This is a genomic window from Mangrovicella endophytica, assembly GCF_002893625.1.
GTDB classification, from domain to species: domain Bacteria; phylum Pseudomonadota; class Alphaproteobacteria; order Rhizobiales; family Rhizobiaceae; genus Mangrovicella; species Mangrovicella endophytica.
Map to the genome: position 1 here is coordinate 280,908 of NZ_PKMZ01000002.1, position 17,633 is coordinate 298,540.

19 protein-coding genes and 1 pseudogene are annotated in these 17,633 nt (G+C 63.7%); 14 read left to right on the forward strand and 6 right to left on the reverse strand.

The features are described 5' to 3' along the window. The first annotated feature begins 30 nt into the window (after positions 1–30). The 3 genes from C0R46_RS06900 (at position 31) to C0R46_RS06910 (ending at position 2,575) form a co-directional block, all read left to right on the forward strand. Positions 31–921, forward strand: a complete 891-nt coding sequence (locus C0R46_RS06900; protein ID WP_102958868.1) for a branched-chain amino acid aminotransferase — start codon at positions 31–33, stop codon at positions 919–921. A gap of 68 nt (positions 922–989) precedes the next feature. Continuing rightward, entirely contained in the window at positions 990–1,631 is a 642-nt protein-coding gene (locus tag C0R46_RS06905) for an MBL fold metallo-hydrolase (RefSeq protein WP_102958869.1), read from the forward strand. 236 nt (positions 1,632–1,867) lie between these two features. Continuing rightward, positions 1,868–2,575: a DNA helicase gene (locus tag C0R46_RS06910; RefSeq protein ID WP_102958870.1), complete on the forward strand. Its 708-nt coding sequence runs from the start codon at positions 1,868–1,870 to the stop codon at positions 2,573–2,575. Positions 2,576–2,760: 185 nt separating this feature from the next. Here the strand turns inward: C0R46_RS06910 and C0R46_RS06915 are convergent, their stop codons facing one another. Both C0R46_RS06915 and C0R46_RS06920 read right to left on the reverse strand, forming a co-directional pair. Continuing rightward, positions 2,761–3,585, reverse strand: a complete 825-nt coding sequence (locus C0R46_RS06915) for a hypothetical protein (RefSeq protein ID WP_102958871.1) — start codon at positions 3,583–3,585, stop codon at positions 2,761–2,763. A gap of 814 nt (positions 3,586–4,399) precedes the next feature. Then, positions 4,400–4,615 carry a cold-shock protein gene (locus C0R46_RS06920; RefSeq protein ID WP_102958872.1) on the reverse strand — a complete coding sequence of 72 codons (216 nt, stop codon included), beginning with the start codon at positions 4,613–4,615 and terminating at the stop codon, positions 4,400–4,402. 300 nt (positions 4,616–4,915) lie between these two features. On the opposite strand from C0R46_RS06920, the gene C0R46_RS06925 reads away from it, so the two are divergent. From C0R46_RS06925 to C0R46_RS06935, 3 genes are all read left to right on the forward strand, one after another. Continuing rightward, complete coding sequence (locus C0R46_RS06925; protein WP_102958873.1) at positions 4,916–5,539, forward strand: pyroglutamyl-peptidase I; 624 nt, start codon at positions 4,916–4,918, stop codon at positions 5,537–5,539. A gap of 139 nt (positions 5,540–5,678) precedes the next feature. Next, the gene (locus C0R46_RS06930; protein WP_102958874.1) at positions 5,679–6,050 is read left to right on the forward strand and encodes a hypothetical protein; all 372 of its coding nucleotides are present in this window, start codon (positions 5,679–5,681) and stop codon (positions 6,048–6,050) included. Between the two features lie 166 nt (positions 6,051–6,216). Further along, a complete protein-coding gene (locus tag C0R46_RS06935; protein ID WP_102958875.1) occupies positions 6,217–6,633 on the forward strand; it encodes a hypothetical protein in 417 nt (138 codons plus the stop codon). Between the two features lie 86 nt (positions 6,634–6,719). Here C0R46_RS06935 and C0R46_RS06940 read toward each other — a convergent pair whose 3' ends face one another. After that, entirely contained in the window at positions 6,720–7,136 is a 417-nt protein-coding gene (locus C0R46_RS06940) for a DUF1232 domain-containing protein (RefSeq protein ID WP_102959243.1), read from the reverse strand. A gap of 105 nt (positions 7,137–7,241) precedes the next feature. On the opposite strand from C0R46_RS06940, the gene C0R46_RS06945 reads away from it, so the two are divergent. The 3 genes from C0R46_RS06945 to C0R46_RS21265 all read left to right on the forward strand — a co-directional run bounded on the left by C0R46_RS06945 (position 7,242) and on the right by C0R46_RS21265 (position 9,042). Then, on the forward strand, positions 7,242–8,093 hold the full coding sequence (locus C0R46_RS06945) for a methyltransferase (protein WP_102958876.1): 852 nt from the start codon (positions 7,242–7,244) through the stop codon (positions 8,091–8,093). 384 nt (positions 8,094–8,477) lie between these two features. Next, entirely contained in the window at positions 8,478–8,795 is a 318-nt protein-coding gene (locus C0R46_RS06950) for a hypothetical protein (RefSeq protein WP_157944571.1), read from the forward strand. A 118-nt stretch (positions 8,796–8,913) separates the two neighbouring features. After that, on the forward strand, positions 8,914–9,042 hold the full coding sequence (locus C0R46_RS21265; RefSeq protein WP_280953012.1) for a hypothetical protein: 129 nt from the start codon (positions 8,914–8,916) through the stop codon (positions 9,040–9,042). Positions 9,043–9,058: 16 nt separating this feature from the next. On the opposite strand, the gene C0R46_RS06955 is transcribed toward C0R46_RS21265, so the two are convergent. Next, positions 9,059–9,409, reverse strand: coding sequence for a hypothetical protein (locus C0R46_RS06955; protein ID WP_102958878.1), 351 nt, complete (start codon positions 9,407–9,409; stop codon positions 9,059–9,061). 25 nt (positions 9,410–9,434) lie between these two features. Beyond that, on the reverse strand, positions 9,435–10,040 hold the full coding sequence (locus tag C0R46_RS06960; protein ID WP_102958879.1) for a hypothetical protein: 606 nt from the start codon (positions 10,038–10,040) through the stop codon (positions 9,435–9,437). Positions 10,041–10,969: 929 nt separating this feature from the next. Between C0R46_RS06960 and C0R46_RS06965 the strand changes: the two genes are divergently transcribed. The 3 genes and pseudogenes from C0R46_RS06965 to C0R46_RS06970 all read left to right on the forward strand — a co-directional run. After that, the gene (locus C0R46_RS06965) at positions 10,970–12,328 is read left to right on the forward strand and encodes an HD domain-containing protein (RefSeq protein ID WP_157944572.1); all 1,359 of its coding nucleotides are present in this window, start codon (positions 10,970–10,972) and stop codon (positions 12,326–12,328) included. 59 nt (positions 12,329–12,387) lie between these two features. Next, on the forward strand, positions 12,388–12,924 hold the full coding sequence (locus tag C0R46_RS20755) for a hypothetical protein (RefSeq protein WP_157944573.1): 537 nt from the start codon (positions 12,388–12,390) through the stop codon (positions 12,922–12,924). 156 nt (positions 12,925–13,080) lie between these two features. Beyond that, positions 13,081–13,473, forward strand: a pseudogene (locus tag C0R46_RS06970) (SDR family NAD(P)-dependent oxidoreductase); the annotation flags it as partial. Positions 13,474–13,514: 41 nt separating this feature from the next. Here the strand turns inward: C0R46_RS06970 and uvrB are convergent. Then, entirely contained in the window at positions 13,515–16,664 is a 3,150-nt protein-coding gene (gene uvrB / locus C0R46_RS06975; protein WP_102958882.1) for an excinuclease ABC subunit UvrB, read from the reverse strand. A 327-nt stretch (positions 16,665–16,991) separates the two neighbouring features. Between uvrB and C0R46_RS06980 the strand changes: the two genes are divergently transcribed. Together C0R46_RS06980 and C0R46_RS06985 are read left to right on the forward strand one after the other, a co-directional pair. Beyond that, a complete protein-coding gene (locus tag C0R46_RS06980; RefSeq protein ID WP_102958883.1) occupies positions 16,992–17,243 on the forward strand; it encodes a SemiSWEET family sugar transporter in 252 nt (83 codons plus the stop codon). Next, a complete protein-coding gene (locus C0R46_RS06985; RefSeq protein ID WP_102958884.1) occupies positions 17,243–17,602 on the forward strand; it encodes a DMT family protein in 360 nt (119 codons plus the stop codon). The genes C0R46_RS06980 and C0R46_RS06985 overlap by 1 nt, the downstream gene beginning before the upstream one ends. The last annotated feature ends 31 nt before the right edge of the window (positions 17,603–17,633 follow it).

Below are 17,633 nucleotides of genomic sequence, written 5' to 3' on the forward strand. Positions count from 1 at the left end.
GGGAGGGCGCCGTCCGGGCGCTGAAGCAGCATGAGCAACGTTCCATTCGATCAACTCGACGGCTGGATCTGGTTCAACGGCGAGTTCGTGCCGTGGAAGGACGCCAAGATCCACGTTCTGACCCACGGGCTCCACTACGCAAGCTCGGTGTTCGAGGGTGAGCGGGCCTATGGTGGAACGATCTTCAAGCTGCGCGAGCACACCGAGCGCCTGATCGAGTCCGGCCGGATCCTCGGCTTCCAGGTTCCCTATTCGGTCGATGAGATCGACGCCGCCTGCAACGAGCTCCTCCACCGCCAAGGCTTTACCGACGCTTATGTCCGGCCGATCGCCTGGCGCGGCAGCGAGATGATGGGCGTCGCAGCGCAGAAGAACCGCATCAACGTCGCGATCGCGATCTGGCAGTGGCCAAGCTACTTCGATCCGGAGCAGCGGATGAAGGGCATCCGCCTCGACCTTGCCGAGTACCGCCGTCCCGATCCACGCACCGCGCCATCCAAGGCGAAGGCCAGCGGCCTCTACATGATCTGCACCATCTCCAAACACGCGGCCGAGGCGAAGGGATATGCCGACGCTCTGATGCTGGACTGGCGCGGGCAGGTGGCCGAGGCAACCGGCGCCAACGTCTTCTTCACCAAGAACGGCGTCATTCACACGCCGACGCCGGACTGCTTCCTCGACGGCATCACCCGTCGCACGGTGATCGAGCTCGCCAAGCGGCGCGGCTATGAGGTCAATGTGCGTCCGATCATGCCGGAGGAGCTCGACGGCTTCGAGGAGTGCTTCCTCTGCGGCACGGCTGCGGAAGTGACGCCGGTGTCGGAGATCGCCCACTGGCGCTTCACGCCGGGCGCGATCACCCGCCAGCTGGTCGAGGACTACATGGCCGAGGTGCAGCCGAAGCGGATGGCTGCGGAGTAGGATTTGATTGCGATGGGCCGGCGTCATTCGCCGGCCTGCCGCCGCCGTCGAGGGCAGGGAGTGCCAGCGTGACACAGCTCAATGCCGTCATCGTTCCCGTCACGCCGTTCCAGCAGAACTGCTGCCTTCTCTTCGATCAGGAAGAGAAGGTCGGCGTCGTCGTCGATCCCGGCGGCGACGTCGAGCGCATCCTCGCGGCGGTTGGAAAGTCGGAGCTCACCATCAAGGCGATCTGGCTGACGCACGGCCATATCGACCATGCCGGGGGCGCGATGGAGCTGAAGGAGGCGCTCGGCGTGCCGATCCTCGGCCCGCATGTCGATGACGAGCCGCTGCTCGCCAACATCGAACGACAGGCCAGCATGTATGGGTTGGCCGGCAACTACCGGAACGTCGTGCCCGATCGCTGGCTCTCCGAGGGAGACGTCCTCAAGATCGGCCACCACAGCTTCGAAGTGCTGCACACGCCAGGCCATGCACCAGGACACGTCGTATTCTACAACAGAGACGCTGCCTTCCTGCATGCCGGCGACGTGCTGTTTTCGGGATCGATCGGCCGCACTGACCTTTTCGGCGGCGATCATGCGACGTTGATTCGCTCCATCAAGGAGAAGATCCTGCCGCTCGGCGACGAGGTCGGCTTTATCTGCGGCCATGGTCCCGGCAGCCGCATCGGCGTCGAACGCCGCACCAATCCGTTCCTGTTGTAGCCGCAGCTGTCTTCGCGTCGGTCCGCTGCGCGGGCTTTGACGTGCCTGAATCGCCCTGCGGACGTTTGCTTCCGCCCGCAGTGCCATTGCGCTAGACTGTGAGTCCGGCGCCGCCCGCGCCGCCCACCCTCCGCTGGGGAAGTAGATTTCATACAGGGCAACTGACCATCGATCCGACTGTTCGAGCGAACGCACAAGGAGGGACTGCGGCCGCGCTTGTGACAGGAGGTTTATCGATGAAGCTGTCTGCACCGATCTACCGGTTGAAGCGTGAAGCGCGATTGTTGTCGCGCTCGCAGGCGATCCCCTTGCATGATGCGCTCGATCGCATCGCCCGCGGCCAAGGGCATTCCGCATGGAGTTTGCTGGCGGCGAAGCATGCCGAAGCATCGCCAGCCGCGGCGCTGTTCGGCCGACTGGCGCCGGGCGATCTGGTTTTGATCGCCGCGCGCCCAGGTCAGGGCAAGACGCTGATGGCACTCGAGCTTGCCGTGGAGGCCATGAAGGCGGGCCGGCGCGGCTTCTTCTTCACCCTTGAATATACCTTGGCCGAAATCCTTGATCGCCTTCGGGCGATCGGTGCCGAGCCCGGACTCTACGAGGGGCTGTTCGACTACGACTGCTCGGATGCGATCAGTGCCGACCACATCATCGGTGCACTGACGTCGCAACCGGCCAGTACCTTGGCGGTCATCGACTACCTGCAATTGCTGGATCAGCGTCGGGACAATCCGCCTTTGGCCGAGCAGGTAAATGCGCTGAAGGCGTTCGCACAAAGGCGGGGCATCGTGATCGTCTGCCTCTCGCAGATCGATCGAGCCTATGACCCGGCATTGAAGCCGTTCCCCGACCTTCAGGATGTGCGGCTTCCAAATCCGGCCGATCTCAGCCTTTTCGACAGAGCGTGCTTCCTCAACGCCGGCAGCGTTCGCGTGCACGGCTGAGGCGAAACGGGACGGGTCGACGGTGCTCCGTCATCCTTGCTGATTGGACGGGACCCACTCCGCTGCATACTACAGCAGAGTGGACCATGCACTGGTGCCAGCAAGCAAGACCACGTCGTTCGGTATCTTAGGCTGCCAGCCGAGGCGGTGCCTGAGGCACCCCGGCGGCTTCGCCGACACCGGCCTCAGTCGGCTGCGCAGAAGCGCTGCCGCCCGTCGCTGTCCGTAAACGTCCCGAGATCGGTAGCGAAGTCGGCATGAGCATCCATGCAGTGCCGAAGCCACTCGCGTGACCAGGGCTGCAGATATCCCGCCGACGGACGGGGTTCAGCCGCAGCGGTTCGCAGCGAGTAGTCCGGCTTGATCCGGATGATCCGCGCACCGCCCGTGTTGATGACGTCGATCCCGGACAGTCCGATCGGACGGCGGTCGAGCCGTTCGGCCGCGACATCGATAATATGGACGCCGCCGGTCGGGATGGCGGCGATCGGACCGGGTCCAGCCGCCGCACCGCCGAAGCCATGGTACTCGTAGTCGTCGACCCCGCGATACGTGATGCCGGTCTCGCCCGCACCAGCCCCTCGCAGTTGCTTCTCGGCACGATCCAACAGGCGATCCTCCACGCTGTCGCGAACATGGAGAACCGAACGTTCGACTTCGAACCTGTACCGTGCCTTCTTCAAGTCGTGAAAGGCCCGCTGGTCGTACCCATCGTACCCTTCGAAGTCGTCGTAACGCCGGTCGGAAGTGCTGGAACGGACGCTGATTGCGCCGCCATCGTTCCGGCGCATGTGGCTGCCGGCAACGCCGTGCCAGCCGCGTCCGCTGCCTCGTGCCTGCCACCGGTTGCCACCGGTTCGCCCGATCGTCTGGAATGCGCTGTGGCCGTGGTCCGCCCTGGCACCGTGGTGATTACCGCCGCCGCGATCTTCGGCAAGGGCGCTGTCCGTGGCCGCCAGGATGGCAACCGTGCAGGCGAGAACGTGCAGAAGTGAGGTTCGAGGCGCCATGGCAAAATATCCTTTCGAATTCCTTAACGGATTTCAACAAGGATGCCGAGCATGAAGCGTGCCAGTGTGGTTGTGTCAGCTTGGGACGCGCAACTGACATGGTGATGAGGTACGTCGTCCGTCGCCGATGTGGCAGCAGTGCTGGCTATGCGTTAGCAGGCACTTCGATCCGGATAACCGTGCGCCGGTGGTGCGGGAGCCGCTGTGGCAGTCTGAGCGATGCCAAATCGGGACGTCCTATTCGTCCGCGGCAGGCGTGACCATCACGCCAGGAGCGCTGGCTGGCCGCGTGGCGGCGTCGCATGGTCCAATTACGAGCGCGACGTTGGATCCTTTGCAGCCGGCACGCACCAGAGCAGGTCAAGCTTCAAGAGGGGCAATTTGGATCTCGGAGCAGGAGCCGGCGGGAGGCCGCTTGCTCAACAGTGCCTACCCGCGACATCACACGCTCGGCAGCTCGCGATGCCTCATCTCGCAGAGCTTGGTCTGTGGGACGGCGTGGCGTCGAAGGCCAAAACCTGAATGACCTGGCTTGTGATGGCAGCAGAACCCGTTGGCCCGGTCGGCTCTGACAGCGATCCGACTGCCTCCCGACGCACGGTGAGAGCATGGCGGCCGCTCCAAAGTCGTGTGAGCTTCTGTCGGTGGCCGGTGCTTCAAGAGCTTTGCGCGGAAGGCTGGCGCTGATCGTCAACGCGCCACCGCGGCAGTTTGCGGTCGATGTGCAAAACCCGCCGCGGCGAAGCCGGGCGGGGTCGCGTCATCGTAAGACCGGTGTGGTCAGCCCGCCTAGCCTAGGCCAGGCAAAGCGAAATCAGTCAGCGGTCTGGAGATTGACGGCCTTCGGGCCCTTGCCGCGCTTGTCCGGCTCGGTGTCATAGGAGACCTTCTGGTTCTCCTGCAGGCCGGGAAGGCCCGACGCCTGGACGGCCGAGATGTGGACGAAGATGTCCGCACCGCCGTTGTCCGGCTTGATGAAACCGAAACCCTTCTCGGTGTTGAAGAATTTGACCGTGCCGGTCTGCGCCATTATCGGAATCCCTTTTCCTTGGCTATACGTGTCGCCGTCGAGGCGGTGGCAGGCAAGTCTTGATTCAAGGACAGGAACCGATACATCGCGATGCCGCTCTCACGAGACCGCCCGAAGGATGCGCCTTCGATACGCAATTCGTCCATCACCTGTGTTCGCGAATTTGCCCGAACATGAAATCATTGCTATCACGCGCGTCACTTTGCAAGTAAAACTTTTAGAGGACCTTTCACGTTTCATTTCGGAACAGGCCTCTCGACCGCGCGGCGGCGATCCACACGTAAAGCGCTCCGAGTTTGCATGACGATCCTGATCGCAGGTTTCTCCGCGTTTCCTGGTGCACCGGTCAATCCGACGGAGAGGCTGGTCGAGTCTCTATCCGGAACAGCAACTCCGGGTGGCGACACTGTATCGACGGTGGTGCTTCCAGTTTCATGGACCGAAAGCTGGCCGAGGCTGCGGGCAGCGATCGACGTTGCGAAGCCGGCGGCGGTGCTGCTGTTCGGGCTGTCGTTACGATGCGAGCGCCTGCATATCGAAATGTTGGCGCGCAACCACAGGCAGCTCGGCCGCGCTGACGCGAGTGGCGCTTTTCCGTCCGGTCCGGCCGTTCTGGACGGTCCCGAGCAGTTGCCGGTGCGCATCCCGATCGCTGCGACGGCGACTGCTCTGCGCTTGGCTGGTCTCGATTTTGCCTGGTCGAAAGATGCCGGCACATACCTCTGCAATGATACGCTCTACAGGTTGGCCTTTCATGCCGACGCACTTGGCATCGACCGGTTCGGCTTCGTCCACTCACCGTTGACCGATGAGCTCGTCGATTCTTACCTAGTGGCCGAGCAGCTGCCATCGCTTGTCCGTACGGTGCCGGAGCACACGCTTGCGGCCGCTGCGGCAGCCATCATAGGTGCATGGTGCGACTGAGCGCCTTTCACTCTCAGCGCTGAGGACCACGAACTTCGCCGTGGCTCGGCGGCAGACCCTGCATGGAACAGGCCGGCGCTCAGCCTGTTGACTCCTGAATGGCGCGGCCGGTCCGCGCCTCATCATCGGGAGATATGCCATGACCATGAAGAGGCTCCTCGCTGCCGCAGCGCTGACCGCATTGCTGTCCGGGGCTGCGGCAGCACAGACAACGGGCGGCGACGCGCCGGCGAGCGCCCCGGTGCCGAAGGATGGCACGCTGGTTCAGCAGGGGGCGGGAACACCGATTGAGGATCAGGTCCCAACCGGCGGGCTGCCAGGTGTCGGCGACACGGCTGCAGACAACTCCACCGCTGACGGCGAAGGCGAAAGCGGTCCCGGAGGGCTGCAGAACGGCGTTGGCGCCGTCGGCACGCTGACGCCTTCAGCCTCCGGCGAAAATCCGGTGCCGGTCGAGCCAGGAAGCGACACGACCGGTATCCCGCTCGGTACGCCTGCTACCGCACAGTAGAGCGCAGAATTGCACTCCGCTCCGGCATCGATGATCAAGGAGCTGTGAACTTTCTTAAGCAACCTTTTACGTCGACACCCCGTTGTTCAATCCGAGACTGGAATGATCCGGTCACCCGCAACAGACCTGTCGCAGGCGGCCGGTCGCAGATGACAAAGGAAAAACCATGAAGAAGACCCTGATCGCAGCCGCTGCTCTTGCTCTCCTCGCTGGCCCCGCTCTTGCTCAGTCGGCCGGCTCCGGCACCGGCGTGAAGCCGCTTCCGGGCCAGGATGGTACGGGCAGCGCGGACGCGACCGGCACCAGCGACACCATGTCGACGACCCCGGGCGCAACGAACGGCTCCTCGTCCATGAGCACGGATTCGTCCGCCATGGGCACGATGGGCACCGACTCCACCTCGACCAGCAGCACCACCGCTGGTGAGATGTCGCCGGACGGTCAGTCGAACACGGCGAACGGCACGGTCCTGCAGCGTCCGCAGTCCGGCGCAACATCCAACTCGGAGGGCCCGTCCTCGACCACCAACCAGAAGGAGCAAACTCCTTCGGCCGGCGTGGTCCCGGGCCAGGACGCCAACTAAAAAGCTCTTGATGGCGCCTCCAGCGCCGTCATCGACACAGAGGCCGCTCCCCTGGAGCGGCCTTTTTCGTAGGTGGGAGGCGTCTTCTAGATGGCCGGTGTCGGCATCCATCTGGCAGAGCCCAGCCAGCCCTCCCAAAGCGGCCACAACCACCAGATCAAGCAGCCCGCGGCCAGAGCCCATATCATGATGACTGCCGTCATGCCGGCCTTGCTGACGGGCCGCGGATGAGCAGCCGCAGCACTTCGAAACTCTCGCATCAACTCAGGAGGGATCATCCTGACGATCAGCGCGATCGCGATGGGGAGGAGGAGCGCCTCGTCCAGCAATCCGAGGATGGGGATGATGTCGGGGATCAGATCGATAGGGCTGAGCGCATAGGCGGCGGCCGCGCCGGCGGTTGCCTTCACATACCAGCGCGTTCTCGGATCGCGGGCGGCGATCCAGAGCGCGAGGACGTCCCGCTTGATCACGCGCGCCCATTCTTTGATCCTGTCCAGCATGCAAGAGCGTTTCTGCTTCGAGGCCCACGCGGTGGGTATGATAAGCACGGCAGCAAAGAAGTGTCCTGCAAAGCGGGGCCGATGCATGAGACTTGAGGCAAAGCGATGAGCATCATCGACGACGAGCGGCTGGCGGACGCCTATAACAAGGGCTTGTCTCTGGAGCGGGCCGGCGACCGCGACGGCGCTGCGACAGCCTACCGCCAATGCCTGACGCTCGATCCCGCCGACCATGGCGGTGCGGCGGTGCGGCTTGCCGCGCTCGGCCTCGGCGACGTGCCGGACAAGGCGCCGGATGCCTATGTCGCCACCCTGTTCGACCAGCATGCCGATGTCTTCGAGGACATGCTCGTTCGGCAGTTGCGCTACGAGGTACCCAGCCGTCTGGCAGCGCATCTGCTGAAAGCGGGACCATTCAACCGCGTGCTCGATCTCGGCTGCGGAACCGGGCTGGTCGGCGAGGCCTTGCGCGACCGCTCTGAGGAGATAGTCGGCGTCGACCTGTCCGAGTCGATGGTCGAGCTGTGCGACGAGAAGGAGATATACGATCACCTCTTCGTGGGCGAAGCGGTGTCCTTTCTCGGCGACGACGACGGGAGCGGCGACGAAGATGAGGATGGCGGCGGCGGGCTGTTCGACGTCGTGACGGCTGCCGACGTGCTCCCCTATCTCGGCGATCTCGATCCTCTCGTCGGCGGCGTCGCCCGGCGCCTCGTCCCCGGTGGACGGTTCGGCTTTTCCACCGAAACGATGTCGGAGGAACGTCTGGCGGGCCGCGCGTTCACCGTCGGGCCGGGCCAGCGCTTCCACCACAGCGATGGCTACGTGCGCGATTGCCTCGACCGGCACGGCTTCGACATCGAGACGTTCGAGCCCATCACCGTGCGCCTGCAGGAGGGCGAGCCGGCACCGGGTCACCTAGTGGTGGCACAGCGGCGGGGCGGCGGCGGCGCCTGATTGCGGCGGCCGGTGCGTGGCTGCCGAAGTCGGCCGCAACCTTCGGAGAGAATGCCTCGTTCGGGTTCAAGGAAGCCAACAAGGACCCCTGCATGCGGACCCTCCTCCTCGCCTCAGCCGCTCTCGCCTCCCTGCTTGCCGCGTCGGCCTGCACCACTGCCGGCCGGACAAACCCCGGCGCCGCCACCGACACCGGGGAGACCCCCTCGGGAGGGCTGGTCCCGGGCCAAAGGCGGCTGTGAAGGTCTGCCGGTCGGATCGAGCACAGGCGGGCGGAGCGGCTGCAACCCGGATCCTGTCCCGCTCGTTTCCTCCTCAGAGCCCTGCCTGCTGATCGTCCTACAACACGATCCTAAGCCCGTTCGGAGCCAACGAGGATTTTTCATGACCCGCATCGCATTGGCCCCCGCTTTGGTCCTCACCCTCCTGGCCGCCACACCGGCGCTCGCGGACTATTGCGGCGGCTCCCAGAATGACGGGCCGGTGATCCTGTCGCCGCGCGAGCGGGAACGGGCGCGGCGGGTGCAGCTGCCGGACGGGCGGATCGCCGCCTATGCGGAGAACCGCGGCATCCCCTGGCTCTACGGGTTTGGCGACAATACCGGCAAGGCCTCGGCGCTGCCGCTGCGCAACGGCCGCACCCCGTCCGAAGAGGCCTCGACCCCGTCCTGCGGGCTGGTGCCGGGTCAGGAGCCGCACTGACGATCGCCCACCGGCACCGCTAGCGTGGTCCACGCGCCGAGGCTTGCCTTGCCGGGGCCGAGCGGCGAGGGTGCCGGCGACCATAGTCGAACCCTTTGGCAACCGAGACTATCCGCCCATGCGCATCCTGACCGCCATCGTCCTTCTCGCCACGCTTGCCGGCTGTGCCGAGATCAACAAGCCGATCAAGCCGAACGACACCTGGGGCTCCGACGCGGAAGCCGCCAACGCGCAGATCTTCAACTGAGTGCGGCAGCGGCGGCTCATTGCCCGTCGCTGCAATCCTCCTCCTTGGCATTGCGCGGCCGCCATTCGACCGTCGCGATGCAGCTGGCCCTGAGATGCACGACGGGCTTGGAGTAGCATTTCGGGTCGGTCAGCGGGTTCTCGTTCAGCTCGGCGAGGAAGGCACCGTCCCTGGCGGCCTTCTCGATGGTCCGGAGAATGTCCTCCGCCCCGTCCTCGTTGCCGGGGCAGAGATCGTTCATGTATCTCGCGAAAGACCCGTAGCCGTAGGTGGGGCCGGTGCGGTTGGCGCCCTTGTGGTCGATGATCGACCCGCCGGCCTCCCGCATGGCGTCCCAGGCGCGTTTGGCTCTCCCGTCCTTGACCATAATGCGCTCTCCCGCATGACGACGATCACCACCTAACGCTGGGTAAGCTGCGCGGTTGCGAGCGCGTCACGGCGGGCGGCTCGGGCGGCTGCGCCGGCGTTGCCGTTTGATGGGGCTGCGGGCGCCAGCGCTCGGGCAGCGGCTCGCGCGCTGCGGGATCGCCCGCCGGACCGGCCTCCGCCAGCGCGGCATGGGCGGCGCGGATCGCCTCTGCCTCGCGGCGGGCGACGGCGGGATCGCGGAACATCTCGGGATGGTGACGCCGCATCATGGCGAGCGGCAGAGCGAGCTGCACCGCCTTCGGCAGCGCCTCGAAGCAGGGCGCCCGCAGGCGCTCCGGCAGGGGCGGACCGTCGGTGCGGCGGTCGCCGTGGCAGCAGCGGCGGCGCCGGCGGCAATCGCCGCGCTTGCAGACCGCGACCAGCAGCCAGGCAATGGTCGGGAGAAACCGCTCCGGCCGATCGTCGTCGCCGGGCAGCCGCGCCGTCTGCCGGCCGGCCTCGCGGTTGCGGCGGCGCGCGGGGAGGGGAAAGCCGGCCAAGGCCTTGCGCACGATGGCGAGATGGGCGCTGGCGATCCCGTGGCTTTCGGCGATCTCCTCCGGCGTTGGCGGCGCGTCGCTGATCTCCATGCATGCTTCTCCGTATTCCATGGGGGGCGGGCGCGCGGAAACGGCGCCGCGCCCGAAGCCGGGCCGGCGGTGTGGTGGTTTGCAATTCCGGCGGCGCTGCGCGCTCTCGCTGGAATTGCGGGGTGCCGCCCGATGAAGGGCGACGGATCGCCGAGGGCATGCCCTCCTGATGTGTTTGGTGCGGCACGCCCTCGGCGATCCGCGCGGTGTTTGTGCGACCCGTGGGGTTTTCTGCCCCGCCCTTAAGCTTCGCAGCGTGCGCTGCTCGCTGGTGGAGACGGAGCTTTTGCCCCACCCTTAAGCTTCGCAGCGTGCGCTGCTCGCTGGTGGGGACCCCGTGTGGCTACCGGCGCTTCACCCTTGCGGGCTTAAGCGGATCGATCCGCAGCCCCCTCGTAGTGGGGGACGGGCCGGCGAGGCCGTTGGGCCGTCCGGGACGGCGCCTCTCCGGAAGAGGCCGCGCCGCGGACACCGCCCGCCGGCCCTCGAATGATCCCGGTGATCAATCGTGCCCTTCAAGGGCCGGCGGTGAGGGCAGTATGGGGCGGGCGGAGAGGGCGGGGATAAGGTTTATAAGCTAAGTAGGTATTTAGAACGCTAGTCTTCTAGTTTGCTGCTCCCGCAGAACAGAGGGATGAGCATTTTAGCGCATGGCCCCAGAATCATCTTGTTGCCTAGGATAAATCCAACGACGTTAACCGACACTGTCGTTACGAAAATTTTGAAATAACTCTTATGATGTCTAAAAAAGTTCAATGTATGAAACACAATTGCTTTGTTGGCCCGCTACAAATCTAAGGCAGGATGCCTGATGCGTGTGTACTCGAATAGGTATGCGTGTAGGTGCCGAAAACATAGTCCTATCGTTGACTTCCCTACTAAGTTAGCTTCATCTCAGTGCCGCAACCGCCAGTAGAGAGCCTAACGAAGTGTCGAGACCGACGTTCTTTCGCGACCCGATCCATCTTCAAATAAGATTTGACAAGGTAGATACCAAGCTTCCAGCTACGAGCATCGAGCGATCTAAGTTAGCAAGCTGGGCGCTTCAGAAGATTATCGATACAGATCAATTTCAACGCTTACGCCTCATTCGTCAGAATGGCCTCGCAAACTTTGTATTTCACGGAGCTGAACACTCCCGCTTTTCACATAGTATAGGCGTACATCATGTGGCTAATAGGATGTTCGAGCGAATTTGCCGAAATATGGGTTTTGAGGAGAGCGCTGAGACGAGATTAGAGGTCTTAGTTGCCGCTCTTATTCATGACATCGGACACGGGGCGTTCTCTCACACACTTGAAGAAATATTAAAGGACAATCACATTCCATTTCACCACGAAACTATGACTGAAAGATACATTATCGAGGAAGGATCTGAATTAAACGCGATTTTGAAAGAGGCTGATCTACAGCTTCCTTCTAATGTTGCCGCCTATTTCGACAAGAAAAAGCGAGGAAATGATCATTGGAAGTACAAGATCGTGTCGAGCCAGATGGATGCAGATCGTCTTGACTATGTTCAGCGTGATGCTCTGTTTGGTGGCATCAAGGGGCACGGATTCGATTTTGAGCGGTTGTTGGACCTGCTGTCTGTTCATGATCAAAGAAGTATAGGCGTTGACAGGGGCGCCGTAGAGGCTGTGGAAGCGTACTTGGTAACAATTGACCAGATGTATAGAGCTATTTACTATCATCAAGGAGTAAGGGCGGCTACGCAAATGCTGCTGTCGGTGTTCAAGAGGGCGACTTTGCTCTGGAAGGAGGGTGACAGAAACGTATTCCCTGCTTTCGGAAGCAGTGTTCATCCCATTGAAGTGTTGCTGAAGGAAGGCTCATATATTGACTTAAAATATTATAATTCTATTACCGATCCAATGATCTGGATGTTAATTGATTTTTGGAAGAATCATAAAGACAGCTCTCTTTCTGATCTGGCCTCGAGGTTGCTGCGGAGAGATCTGCTAAAGACGATGCCTATAACGGATGTTGCTTTCTCCAATATCTCGTCGCTGAGGGGGCGTGCAATAGAACTGACGTCAAAATTTATATCAGACCAAAAGTGTGCAGAACTATACGTTGCGGTCGATGACCCGTCTCGCACCAGTTATAAGGGCTATAACTACACTCCGGAATCACCAGACGAATCAATCTGGTTGACGGGTGGCGGGGAGCGGGACTTGCCTTTGGAAGACGTGTCAAACAGCGCTATCGTCAACGCTTTCAAGCAAAAAACATATTTCCCTCGTCTGGTCGTGCTTCCGGAAGTGCGCGATCTGATGATGGCGTAAATGTTCCTCTTTCGTTCGGTTGATGGTAGGCTTACCTAACTCAGGAGGGCGGTGCGATAATGAAGGCGTCTTTGGTTTTGGGCATCTTAAAAATCCTAGATGCGTCGGACGGCCAGATCGACACTCGCATCAGGTTGCAGAAAGAAGCCTTTCTGCTGGCGGCTCAGAGATTGCCTTATTTTAATCTTCTAGACTTTGAGTACCATCATTATGGTCCTTATAGCCGTTCGTTGTCTGATGCTCTTAGTTTTGCAGTGTCGACTGGATTGGTCGAGGAGGTTGCGCATCTGGCTGAGGATAACCTTGGCAGCCCTATTCGATATTCGTATAATCTTTTAGAGGATGGCCGGAAATTTTTGGAGGATGGTGGAGAGGACGACCACGTCCTTCGCGATTTTGTTGAATTTATGCGCTTCAAGCCTTGGCGTTCTCTTGAACTAGCCTCGACAGTCAGGTTCTTACAGCTTCGTGAAGGCTGGAATGACTATGCTGCAGCGTTCGAGGAAGCTCTGCGTTTGAAGCCAGCCACAGCTTCATACGCTTCTCAGGCACAAGAGGTGATAAGCAAAATGGAATCGTTTTCGCAAGCCCGGTAAGATGTACCTGTAAAGTTAATCAGTCGACCTCCAGAAACGCGAGGTTTAGCGGGTTCCATTGGGTATCTGTGATAAGGCTCTCTTCATAGATTGAATGCCTAACACTTGTAGATGTAAGTAGCGACGTCCCTGTAGGACAATCTCCGCGCGGCGGTCCAGGTGCTGCGCGAGCACAAAGGCTGCATCGTGAACACTTCCTCGGTCTCCGGCCTCGGCGGCGACTGGAACCACAGCTTCTATTGCGCGGCCAAGGGCACGGTGACCAACTTGACCCGTGCGCTGGCGCTGGACGAGGCGAAGGCCGGTGTGCGCGTGAACGTGGTGAACCCGACGCTGGTCTATACGCCCTTCACCGCCGGTATGCAGGACCAGCCGGAGCTGGTGAAGGCCTTCGAGGAGCGCATCCCAATTGGGCGCGGCGCCCAGCCGGAGGACATGATCGGCGCCTTCCTGTTTCTCGCCAGAGAGGACGCACGTTTCGTCGCCGGCGTAAACCCGCCGGTGGATGGCGGCCTCTCCGCCTCCAACGGCCAGCCGAAGCTGAGCTGAGCGCAGGCGCCTGGGGCGGGGCGGGGCGGGCGCGAGGCGGCTCAGCGCCCCGGCCGGCCGGTCTTCGAGGGCCGGCGCTTGCGTCTGATATCGGCGGGGTCTTCGTAGGAGCCGAGGCCGATCTTTTCGCGGCGGAGCGGGGCCGGGGAGTCGGTGCCGGCCGCCCCTCGTGGTTCGACAGGCTCACCATGAGGGACTGCCTTAGACGCCGCAGCTGCTCCCTTAGCAGGGGAGTGCTCCGGCTTCTGCGGCAGCGGGCCGGCGTGCTGCGGCTTTTCGGTGCGGCCGACCGTCATCTCATCGAGCGTATTCTTGCGGAACAAGGAGCGGTTGGGCGTCGGCATGTCCGTGCCCGGCCCCATGTCGTCGAGCGAAGGCTTGGCGAAGTAGGAGGCGCGGTCGTCCCTGGCACCTGTAGCGCTGCCATTGTCAGGCCGGCCGAGGCGCGGGGCGGCGGCCGAGCCGTCGCCGCGGGGTTTCAGCGGCTCGCCGCGCGGGCCAAAGCGGGTGGGCTCCGTCGGCGCGCGGTCGCGCTTGGTCTTCTTGCCGTATTTCGACTTGCCGGTGACGGGGGAGATCATCGCCTCCTCCATCTCGGCGGCGCTGGCGAGCGGATCGGCCGAGCTGCCGCCGCCGCCATATTCCAGCTCCTTGGCCTGCAGCCGCTTGATCTCGTCGCGCAGGCGCGCGGCCTTCTCGAAGTCGAGATCGGCGGCGGCGTCGCGCATCTCCTTCTGCAGATAGTCGAGATGGGCCTTGAGGTTGCTGCCGACGAGGGCGCCCTCGTCGACAAGGCCCTTCACGTCGACGCGGACGTGATCCTTCTCGTAGTAGCTGTCGAGGATATCGGCGATCTTGGCCTTGACCGACTGCGGCGTGATGCCGTTGGCGGCGTTGTAGGCCTCCTGCTTGTCGCGGCGCCGGTTGGTTTCGGCAATGGCGCGCTCCATCGAGCCCGTGACGTTGTCGGCATAGAGGATGACCTTGCCGTCGACATTGCGCGCGGCGCGGCCGATGGTCTGGATCAGCGAGGTCTCTGAGCGCAGGAAGCCTTCCTTGTCGGCATCGAGAATGGCGACGAGGCCGCATTCCGGGATGTCGAGGCCCTCGCGCAGCAGGTTGATGCCCACCAGCACGTCGAAGGCGCCGAGGCGCAGGTCGCGGATGATCTCGATGCGCTCCAGCGTATCGATGTCGGAGTGCATGTAGCGCACGCGAATGCCCTGCTCGTGCAGGTATTCCGTCAGATCCTCGGCCATGCGCTTGGTGAGGACGGTGCAGAGGACGCGGTAGCCCTTGGCGACGACCTCGCGGATCTCGCCGATGACGTCGTCGACCTGGGCGCGGGCGGGGCGAATCTCGACCGGGGGATCGGTGAGGCCGGTCGGGCGGATGACCTGCTCGGCGAAGACGCCGCCGGACTCCTCCAGCTCCCAGGGGCCGGGCGTGGCGGAGACCGCGACGGTCTGCGGGCGCATGGCGTTCCACTCCTCGAAGCGGAGCGGGCGGTTGTCCATGCAGGAGGGGAGGCGGAAGCCGTATTCGGCCAGCGTCGCCTTGCGGCGGAAGTCGCCGCGATACATGGCGCCGATCTGCGGCACGGTGACGTGGCTCTCGTCGATAAAGACGAGGGCGTTGTCGGGCAGGTACTCGAACAGGGTCGGCGGCGGGTGGCCGGGCTGGCGGCCGGTGAGGTAGCGCGAATAGTTCTCGATGCCGTTGCAGGAGCCGGTGGCCTCGATCATCTCGATGTCGAAGGTGACGCGCTGCTCGAGGCGCTGCGCTTCCAGGAGGCGGCCGGCCTTGTTCAGCTCGATCAGGCGCAGGCGCAGCTCCTCCTTGATCGATTTGACCGCCTGCTGGAGGGTCGGGCGCGGCGTGACATAGTGCGAGTTGGCGTAGATCTTGACCGACTTCAGGTCGTCGGTCTTGGCGCCGGTGAGCGGGTCGAATTCGTGGATCGCCTCGATCTCGTCGCCGAAGAGCGAGATGCGCCAGGCGCGGTCCTCCAGGTGGGCGGGGAAGATCTCGATCGTGTCGCCGCGCACGCGGAAGGAGCCGCGGACGAAATCCATGTCGCGGCGCTTGTATTGCTGGGCGACAAGATCGGCGAGGAGCTGGCGCTGGTCGAGCCGGTCGCCGATCGCCATCTGGAAGGTCATCGCGGTGTAGGTTTCGACCGAGCCGATACCGTAGATGCAGGAGACCGAGGCGACGATGATGCAGTCGTCGCGCTCCAGCAGCGCGCGCGTCGCGGCGTGGCGCATGCGGTCGATCTGCTCGTTGATGGAGGACTCCTTCTCGATGAAGGTGTCGGAGCGCGGCACATAGGCCTCGGGCTGGTAGTAGTCGTAATAGGAGACGAAATACTCGACGGCGTTGTCGGGGAAGAAGTTCTTGAACTCGCCATAGAGCTGCGCCGCCAGCGTCTTGTTGGGCGCCAGGATCAGCGCCGGGCGCTGGGTGCGCTCGATGACATTGGCGACGGTGAAGGTCTTGCCGGAGCCGGTGACGCCGAGCAGCACCTGCGTCTGGTCGCCGTCGGCGACGCCGGAAACGAGGTCGGCGATGGCGGTGGGCTGGTCGCCCTTCGGCTCGTAGTCGGAGGCGATGCGGAAGCGCACGCCGCCCTCGGACTTTTCCGGCCGGGCCGGGCGGTGCGGCACCCAGATCTCGCCGTTCTTGAGGAGCGGGTTGCCCTCGGTGATCAGCCGGGTGAGCGCCTCGACCGTGGCGGTGACGCCGCCGGCCGGGAGCGCCGCGGCGTCCTCCAGGGAGACGTCGAGGCCGGCCACCGGATTGAGCCCGGCGGCGGCGCGCGCCCTGGGGTCGCTGGTGCCGCCCATGGATGTTCCACGGGATGTCTTGCCGCCGGCCGGCTTGTTGGCCGTAATCCCGGCGTTCTTGCGCGGAGAGGGCGCGTCGGTGGGGGCGGCGGGCTTCTTCGCCTTGGCCGGCTTCGACCCGGCCTTGCGCTCCGCCTGCTCCTCGGCGTCGCGGGCAATGGCGTCGGCCCAGCCGGAGACGGGGCCGCCCAAGTCGCCCAAGGGGTCGCCCGTCGGATCGCCAAACGGATCGCCCTCGAACCCGGCCTGCGGCGCCTCGCCGAAGCCGGCGCGCGGGTGCAGCGGCCCGGAGGCGTCGGCGAAATCGAGGACGGGCGAACGGCGGGGCTTTTTCGGGGAGGCCATGGCGCGAATATGGGCCCGCGGGCCGGATTCGAGAAGAGGCTCTTCATCCTTCGCTTACCAGTTGGCCTTAGCATCCTTATTGCCCGCTCGAGTTCCCGCGGGCACCCCGCCGCCCCTTGTCTCGCGTATCCGGCGGCGGCGCATGCGGCGGTGGCTGCCGGCGTTTCGCGGCGGCCACCACCGGCCGCCCGTCCGCCCCCAGACTGAGGCTGGCGGCGGCCAGCCTCCCGCCAGCCCGATCCCCTAGTCTCCGCCGATTGACAGCGCCGGGCGAAGCGCCGAGAAGCGCGCGGCGACGCGCTTGGGCCGAGGCCGCCGGAGATCACGATGAACATCGAATGGGTGGGAAGCCTCGCGGCCGTCATCACGACGTTCTGCTGGCTGCCGCAGATCGTCAAGCTGATGCGCACGCGCCAGACCGCGGGCATCTCGCTCGCCAGCAACGCCTTCTTCGCCACCGGCGTGGCGCTGTGGCTGGTCTATGGCCTCGCCATCGGCTCGCTGCCGCTGATCGGCGCCAACATGCTGACGCTGGTCTTCGTGCTGATCATCGTCGGCTACAAGCTGAGATACAGCTGATGCTCGCTTTCATTGCCCGGCCGAGCGTCGCGCCGATCCTGCTGCTGGTGGCCTCCAACATCTTTATGACGCTGGCCTGGTACGGCCACCTGCGCTTCAAGGGCGTGGCGCTGCCGATCGTGGTCGCGGTGAGCTGGGGCATCGCGCTGGTGGAATACTGCCTGGCAGTGCCCGCCAACCGCATCGGCTCGGCCTACTATTCGGCGGCGGAGCTGAAGACCATCCAGGAGGTGATCACGCTCGCCGTCTTCGCGGTGTTCTCGGTGGTCTATCTGAAGGAGCAGCTGACGCTCGCGCACCTCGCCGGCTTCACGCTTATTGCTTGCGGGGCGGCGCTGATTTTCAAGAACCCGTTTTGAGGGTTCTTGGCCATTAAGAGGCGAGAGCGGA